General features: G+C 36.9%; 6 protein-coding genes. 2 read left to right on the top strand and 4 right to left on the bottom strand.

Annotated elements, in window-relative coordinates; all coding sequences use genetic code 11:
* Positions 1-28: 28 nt before the first annotated feature.
* From BN52_RS01055 to BN52_RS01045, 3 genes are all read right to left on the bottom strand, one after another.
* The gene (locus tag BN52_RS01055) at positions 29-484 is read right to left on the bottom strand and encodes an Rpn family recombination-promoting nuclease/putative transposase (RefSeq protein WP_008472209.1); all 456 of its coding nucleotides are present in this window, start codon (positions 482-484) and stop codon (positions 29-31) included.
* A 172-nt stretch (positions 485-656) separates the two neighbouring features.
* A complete protein-coding gene (locus BN52_RS10170; protein WP_008472208.1) occupies positions 657-2753 on the bottom strand; it encodes a mucin-binding protein in 2097 nt (698 codons plus the stop codon).
* A gap of 132 nt (positions 2754-2885) precedes the next feature.
* Positions 2886-3743, bottom strand: a complete 858-nt coding sequence (locus tag BN52_RS01045; RefSeq protein WP_008472206.1) for an Abi family protein — start codon at positions 3741-3743, stop codon at positions 2886-2888.
* 198 nt (positions 3744-3941) lie between these two features.
* Between BN52_RS01045 and BN52_RS01040 the strand changes: the two genes are divergently transcribed.
* Complete coding sequence (locus tag BN52_RS01040; RefSeq protein WP_008472205.1) at positions 3942-5786, top strand: flavocytochrome c; 1845 nt, start codon at positions 3942-3944, stop codon at positions 5784-5786.
* A gap of 20 nt (positions 5787-5806) precedes the next feature.
* Positions 5807-6277 (top strand): hypothetical protein, encoded by a 471-nt coding sequence (locus BN52_RS01035; protein WP_008472204.1) that lies wholly within the window; start codon positions 5807-5809, stop codon positions 6275-6277.
* Positions 6278-6872: 595 nt separating this feature from the next.
* Here the strand turns inward: BN52_RS01035 and yjeM are convergent.
* A complete protein-coding gene (gene yjeM / locus BN52_RS01030) occupies positions 6873-8348 on the bottom strand; it encodes a glutamate/gamma-aminobutyrate family transporter YjeM (protein ID WP_008472203.1) in 1476 nt (491 codons plus the stop codon).
* Positions 8349-8436: the final 88 nt, after the last annotated feature.

The following is an 8436-nucleotide window of genomic DNA, read 5'->3' as shown; positions in this document are numbered from 1 at the left end:
ATAACCTTAGTAGCGCCGTCATTCAACTCTAACGCATGGTCTTTCGTATCAATCGTTTTGAAGAAATGGACGGCACGATTATCAACTTTTGAAAAAGCTTCAGACGGATCAAACGAACACAAGAAGATAATAAAGGTATCAGGAAGCTCAGAGAGTCATGACCTGGCTTCAAAACCTTGGCACCATCAATCGTTGATTGATAGTAGCGCAATCTTCTTCCAAGATACTTGCTTGGTGAAGTCTGCATCTCGATATCAAAGATGCGACCATCCTTATCGATTACTTTGATATCTAAGCGAATATCTTTAGCCTCCCTTTGATCATTGCCTAGCGAATCCTGCTTGTTAAACTCTACGATCTCTTTAATCTCCAAAAAGGGCAAGATAATTCTAAGCACATACAAGCAAAACTCTTTGTTTTCCATGACCCAACCGAAGATCTTATCTTCGGTAAAGCCGAATTCCTTTGGGACTTCATAATCCATGAAGTTGCCTCCTCGTAATTATAGATTTGAGAGCAAAAATACCCCCTAATATATAAATACGCAAAAAATCGAAAAAATTATTTTTGATAAGTGTATTTTTTAAAATTTTGTTACTAAAAAAGATCGAACCCAAAATGATTCGATCTTTAACGAACTTAATCCTTATTCAGTTTTAGTGTTTCTTTTTAGGATCAAACAACATTCCTACAAGCAAAGTCAATCCTAAACCAGCAAGTACAAAACCTGCACTCAAAGTAGATTTCTTTTCACCAGTTTGTGGTAATTCTCTTCTTAAAGTTGATGAACCCACATTACCAATCAACGGCTTATTTGCTAACTGTTTCTTGGAAGCATGTTCTGTAGCTTGTCTATGTTTTTCATGATGATCTTTTTTTGTTAAATGAGCCGTTTCTATTTCATCCTTTTGATCATCTTTTGCAGAATCAGTCGAATCTGTTTGTCCATGATCTTCCGTTATTTCTGGGGTTGATGGCGTTAGCGTTGTATCGCTACCATTATCAACTGGAGTAGTTGGTACGACTTGATTCTTAACATATACTACTTTTTCAACATAATCTAATGAAGTTGGTTCTTGTTTATGACTAACTTTAACAACATAGGTCAATGATGCTTCATCCCAAGTAAACTTATCACTATTACCAGTTAATGGGTTATCATCAACTTGATAATTTTTCTGCTCTAAGTCACTTAAGTAATCATTCAAGCCTGTAAAACTCACATTATCACCTACATGACCTTCAGCTTCAAACGATTTTAAATCTTTATTGTCAGTAACATCATGAACTATTACTGTGGCTTTTCTACTTGGCAAAACGGTCACATGACCTATATTGGAAATTTTGGTTTTGCTATCGCCATATTCATGCCAATAGGTAATCGTGTAATATCCGGCACGACTCAAGTCAATCTTGTCACTATCTAATTTTTCGACATCTTTAGCATCTGGGGTAGCTTGCCAAGTGATGTCGACATGCAAATAATTAGGATCTGTTGCTACAGCATGAGAATCCAAGCTGTAGTTCTTTTCTAATTCTTCAAAAGTTGGCAATTCTACTGATGAATCAAAATCAGCCCGGTAATATCCACGAAGCAAGTATGGATCTTTAGCCTTTTCCTCGGCGGTTGCTCCAGTATCCCTACCAACATTTCTTGGATACCAAGGAGTTTGAGTTGTAGTTTGATCATAAACTTTGTCAGTATTAACTAAAATTCCTGGCACAGTATTAAAGTACTTCTTGATGACGTTGCTTGGATCGTAGATATTAATATTAGAACCTTTGGAATCAGCAGGATCAGTATTAGCCATCAACATGATAAAACTAGTCGTAGCAGCTGGATTTTCTGGATTATTAATATGGATACCTACTGGTCCATAGTATGAATTGAAAATCATCGGTTGCCGTTTACCATCATGAGTTCTAAATTCAACTGTATAACCGTGTTTGGTGATTACTTCTTCTATTTTATCAAGTAAGTAAAATTCTTGAGAAGACTTGTAGACAATCGTAGGATTTGTTCCTTTTGGTACAGTATCTTTGTTGAAGAGATCATACTTGGTTACATTGAAGTTGCTTACAAAGAAAACGTCGCTAGCAGTAACGCCTGCTTCTTTCAAGGCTTGATCAAGCTCTGGAACATACATCCCCGCCTCAGTCTTAGTTGCTGGCAAGAAGACGACTTTTCTTTTACTTAAGTCATAGTCCTTAGGCGAGATAATCATGGTTAAATCATAGCTACTATCGTCAAAACCATAAGTAAAATGACTTTCATAAGTATAGCCATTTCCAGTGTATGTCAAAGGAATCGTAACCTTTAACGCTTTATCAGCTGCTACTTGACCATCCACTAATACCTTATCACTGCCGTCTCTTTGACTGAAAGTAAAGTTTACATTATGACCTTCGCTATCTACGGCAGTAACTTGATCTTTGTTGATACTAAAATCTTTTCCAGTCATAAGGCTTAACTGGGGGCTAGCTGCATGAGCGCCATTTTCATAGTAACCAACAAAGTTAATGCTTTGACGATCAATCATATCCGAATCAAATAATAAACGTAAACCAGTCTGAGTATAAGTAGTTACATAACTCTTACCATTCTTGTCTTTAAAAGTTAGGTAATAAGCTACTGAACCATCATTTGTCTTAAACCAATTAGTTTCTGCTTCGGTATGAGCATCGCCATCTTGACCATAGTTGTAGAAAACTGGGATAGTATTATTTTCAGTAAAAGTTCCACCTTTTAGCAATTTGAAATATATCTTTATCGCAATTTGTATAATAATACTTGTTTTATAATATTTTTAAGTAAACATATCTATATATCAAAGATTTTTATGAATTATTCAAGATATAAAATAACACAATAAGTTATATTTTTATTAATAGAGTGTCGCAAAATTAGCATGCAAAAACTCACGTTCAAGTGGCTGTTTTTGTATATATTTATCCAGGATATTTTTGATATCTTTTTCCTTACTGAGAATTAGTTCACTACTGCGTAAGTCCGATAATTGTTTTAGTAACAAAGTGTAAAGATATTCGTTATTCCATTTACTACCTAAAATCGAATATGATCTATTATATCTTCGATAAAAATAACTGATTGGCTTTACCCATTCTATGAACGTTTCCGTATCAATTTTCCTCTTAAAAAGTTGATCAAGTAATTTTTGTCGAGTTTCTTCAGGCAATAACAAAAAGAAGTCACAAACTGACGCAAACGATATCTCTTTTGTTATCATCCATATGCTAGCTTCATTTTGCTCACCAAAAGGATCCAAATGATTGGCTTTAACTTTCTCCAATTCTTCAACCATCGCCTCACGTGTGATAAGCCTGCCATCTTTGGTACGATATTCGTTTTCAAAAAAGGCCCATTCTGAAGCATCAACTTCCGCATTATTTCTAGCAGCAATTTTAAATTTATTGCCAAGAGCAAATAGTGTGCCTTCTGCTAGATCTTGTCTAAAGCCATCTTCAAAAGTCCTTAGCATAAACTCCAGTTGCATTTGTAAGTTTCGATCAAGCAAGTAAAACTCTACCAAATCTTCTAAATTAAGCGGATATTTAACTTGAAGATCATCATTGGAGTCATCAACAAAATGATCCCATAAATATCCCGTAAGATTCTTATAGCCATAGGCAGCTACAGCACGATCGAAATAAGCTTCATCAGTAATTTTAACTCCAGTATCTCTTAATATATCTATTCTAAGTTCATTAAAAATATTACTCATCTCAATTGCACCTTCCTTTTTTACGAATAATACCTTGATGGCATTTAATGGTCAACATTTTTGCAAGCGATAACACTATTGCTATTATACTATTGCCCATAAAATATTTCAAAAACTAATTGAAAAGTTCTATGATAATTTTTGTAAAGAAAACGTTTTCTTAAAAATGTATAGTTAGAAAAAAGAAGGTATTAATCAATGAAAGCAGGAACATACGAAGTTAAAGCAAAAGGTCACGGCTCATCATTTATGCCAATGAAAGTCACTCTTTCAGATAACCGCATTGAAAAAATCGAAGTTGACGCAAAGGGCGAAACTAAAGGTGTTGCTGATGAAGTCTTCCACCGCTTGCCTGAACAAATCGTAGCTCATCAAACCCTTAATGTTGATGCAGTAAGTGGTGCTACTATTTCTTCAAACGGAGTGATCGACGGTGTTAGTCAAGCCATCGAACTTGCTGGAGGAGACAGCGAAGAATTTAAGAAACGTCCCAAGCCAACTCAAGCAAGTAGCGAAGATGAAGAATTGACCACTGATGTGTTAGTAATTGGTGCTGGTGGTGCCGGTTTAGCTGCTGCAGCTAAGAGTATTGAAAACGATAAGCAAGTAGTAATTTTAGAAAAATACCCACAAATTGGTGGTAACACTACCCGTGCTGGTGGTCCAATGAATGCCGCTGATCCCGAATGGCAAAAGAATTTCCCTGCTCTTCACGGTGAAAAGGAAACACTGAAGGAATTAATCGCCACTCCAGTTGAAGAAATTGATCCAGAATACCGTGAAGACTTTGAAGCTTTGCAAAAACAAGTTCAAGATTACTTGGATAGCGGTGCTGACTACTTATTTGATTCAACTCTTTTGCACGAAATTCAAACCTACCTTGGCGGTAAGCGTACTGACTTAAAGGGTAACGAAATTCATGGTGACTATGCTCTTGTTAAAACGCTTGTAACTAACGTTTTGGATTCAGTTAATTGGCTTGCTAAGCTTGGCGTAGAATTTGATGAAAAAGACGTTACTATGCCTGTTGGTGCTTTATGGCGTCGTGGTCATAAGCCGGTTGAACCTATGGGATACGCCTTTATCCACGTGCTTGGAGACTGGGTAAAGGAACACGGCGGCAAGATTTTAACTGAAACTCGCGCTGAACACTTGTTAATCGAAAACGGTCGTGTTGTTGGAGCTGTTGCCACTAAGACCGATGGTAGCAAAGTTACTGTTCATGCCAAAGCAGTCATCTTAACTGCTGGTGGTTTCGGTGCCAACACGAAGATGGTTCAAAAGTACAACACTTACTGGAAAGAAATTGCTGATGATATTGCTACTACCAACTCACCTGCAATCACTGGAGACGGTATTTCTCTAGGTTTGGAAGCTGGCAGTGATTTAGTAGGTATGGGCTTTATTCAATTGATGCCTGTATCCGACCCAGTAACCGGTGAATTATTCACTGGTTTACAAACTCCTCCAGAAAACTTCATTATGGTTAACCAACAAGGTAAGCGTTTTGTTAACGAATATGCGGAACGCGATACTTTAGCTGCTGCTGCGATCGATAATGGCGGTTTGTTCTACTTAATTGCTGATGACAAGATCAAGGAAACTGCTTACAACACTACTCAAGAATCAATCGATGCCCAAGTAGAAGCTGGTACTTTATTCCGTGCGGATACTTTAGAAGAACTAGCTGAAAAAGTTGGCATGGATCCAGAAACTCTTGTAACAACTATCAAGAATTACAATTCTTATGTTGATGCTGGTCACGATCCTGAATTCGGCAAGAATGCCTTCAACTTGAAGTGTGAAGTTTCACCATTCTATGCAACTCCTAGAAAGCCTGCAATTCACCACACTATGGGTGGTTTAAAGATTGATACCAAGGCTCACGTTTTGAATAAAGCTGGTGAAGCTATTCCTGGCCTCTACTCAGCTGGTGAAAATGCTGGTGGTATGCACGCAGGTAACCGTTTAGGTGGTAACTCATTAGCAGATATCTTCACATTTGGTAGAATCGCAGCTGAAACTGCAAAAGAAGAAATGTAATTTTTAGAATAGGCGTATGTATGTTTTTCAAAAGTCATTTTGGTACGGTGCTAACCTCAATTCTTTCCATTTTTATGGGACTTGTGATGGCACTCTGCGTAATTTTTCTTAATCACTTACCGTTAACTTGGGTAACTATCTTCGAATTATGGGCAGAAATTTTCTGGATCGTCTTCATCGTAAGTATGTTTGTCCCTTATAACAAATGGGGCGACAAATTCGCCAGTCTCTTCCACTTAAAAGAAGGTACTGTTGCTTTTGCCTTAGTTCAAGGAATTATCCCTTCTGTCGTATTAAACTCTTTCAACACCTTCATTTGTACGGCAGCTTCAATTTTCTATAACCCAGAAATTCCACAAGCAACTAGAATGAATGCTTATATCCATGGCTCGTTAACAGCTTGGATTCCCTGCTTCATCGTTTCTTACGTTGCATCTTACGTAGCTGTTTGGTTAGGTAAAACTGTGGCTCAAAAATTCGTTAAAGCTTAAACCATAGAAACTAAATAACTTATAACCGTTAGATCCACTGCTGAGTCTAACGGTTTTTCTTGATAGATTTGATGATCATTTTACAAATTCCTCTTTGTTCAATAAAATAATCACTATGTATTGATGAGAGGAAAAAACAATGAAATGGTTAATTAGTGATTGCCCTAATCCCTACCATGTGAACTTTCCTACTTGGGATGGCGATCTCGTTCTTCTTTGTCAACATCATCAATAGCATTAATCTTCAAATTTACCAAAAAGACTCGACCATCACACCGAATAACAGTCGGTTCGTACGTCAAACCTACTATATCCTTGGGTCAATTGCTTCGCAGGTTACCTTAATTAGTCTTTTGATCATTACTAACTATTTATTCGATCATAATGCCCATGAATTACTTGCCGCTTATTATCTACGTTCTTATGATTGAACTGGCCGTTGTGGTTAACACGGTTGGCTACTTTAGGTTTAATCATCGTCGTGATGATCCTTTTAGCCACCAAGAAAAAACTAAAATTGCATCAAACTGATTAATAACTAATTTTAGGCAAAAAAATCAAAGTTTCCTTCATCTTGAGAACTTTGATTTTTTCTTTATTCAGCTTTTTTCTCTGCTCGGTGATAAATAATCCACGCTAGACTACCAAAGAATACAGGTCCGATGATTGTCCACAATCCAGTAACGTAATCACCATCTAGGAATGGTTGCAAACAAGTAAAGATAACCCCGAACAAAATAATCAAAAAGGAAATCCACGTAATTATTTTAGTAAGTCTAGGCTTTTTATATACTTCAAATGGTTGATCGAATTGTTTTTGCTTAAAAATTGGGAAAGCCCATACTAAGAACAAGTATGGTACTGAAGTAGAAACATTCGACATATCAGTTAGGATCGTGTAGAAGGTCTTGGCTTGACCACCACCAAATGAGATTAAGAACAGTAAAACACAGACTAGCAAAGCTTGCATCCACATTGCATATTCAGGAATCCCATGTTGATTGAGTTTGGTCATTTTTTCTGGCCAGAGGTTCTTAGATCCTAAGATAAATGACTTAATTGGTGAATAAATCAAGATAAAGAATGAGCCAACATAAGCTAAAAACATCCCTAACCCAACAAATCTAATGAAAATACTTCCGATTATCGTTGACACCCGTGTGCTTAAGCCCAACGTTTGTCCTAAGTAAACTCCTAAATGCTGCATCATCACATAAGTGATATTACCCAAATTTACGCTATTATCAGACAAATCACGCTGCCAATTGGTGCTTACTCCCCATAGCAAGATCATCAATGAATATGCTCCAGCAATTAACAAAGATGAAATAATTAACCCTTTAGGAAAGGTCTTTTCCGGCTTGTCAATGCTATCAATCATTCCACCTAATGATTCAAGTCCAGCATATGCAAAAATTGCATAAACTACAAAAGAAAGGGTGGCCACTGGACTCTGAAAATCGGGGTTGGGCGATTTTACCAAAGCACTGGAAGTCAGTGCTTCTTGCATTTGACCATGGTTAGCTACAAAAGCAATGCCAGTAGCAAGCAGAAATACAACTACCATCGCACTAACGAAGGTTCCTCCAATGCTTGATACCTTGGAAATAACATTAACTCCTCGACTAGCACAAAAAGTAACTAGTAGCATCCAAAGAATACCTAAAATTCCAATAACCTGAGTTGCATTCAAGGGACTAACTGCCCAAGTTTGCGTCAAATCTTTACCAAATAGTAGCGCTGAGAATGGAATATAGATCTTAGTTGAAATACTTAATAACCAGATAATCCAACTGGATAACCAGATAAATGTGCCGATAAATGCCCATTTTTCACCCAATGTATGTTTTAGCCAGCTATAGATTCCACCCTGATCTGATTTAAAAGTAGCCCCATATTCGGCCAACATCATCGCAACAGGTAAAAAGAAGAAAATTGCTGCGAAAATGTACCAAATAATACTTGCATAGCCCATCTGCAAAAAAGCTACTGGCATATTAGCAAAACCAAAGATGCTTGAAAAAATCATCATGATCAAGCTAAGAAGGCCGATTTTTTTATTATTTTGCATAAAATACCTGCTTTACGGTTTAAAGTCACGATGAAACGCGCTCTTCTATTTTACCAAAATTTTCGGGATTATTTATGCATAGTTTTCT

This window comes from Lactobacillus gigeriorum DSM 23908 = CRBIP 24.85 (genome assembly GCF_000296855.1).
GTDB lineage: Bacteria > Bacillota > Bacilli > Lactobacillales > Lactobacillaceae > Lactobacillus > Lactobacillus gigeriorum.
This window is presented reverse-complemented; position numbering and strand designations above follow the sequence as displayed.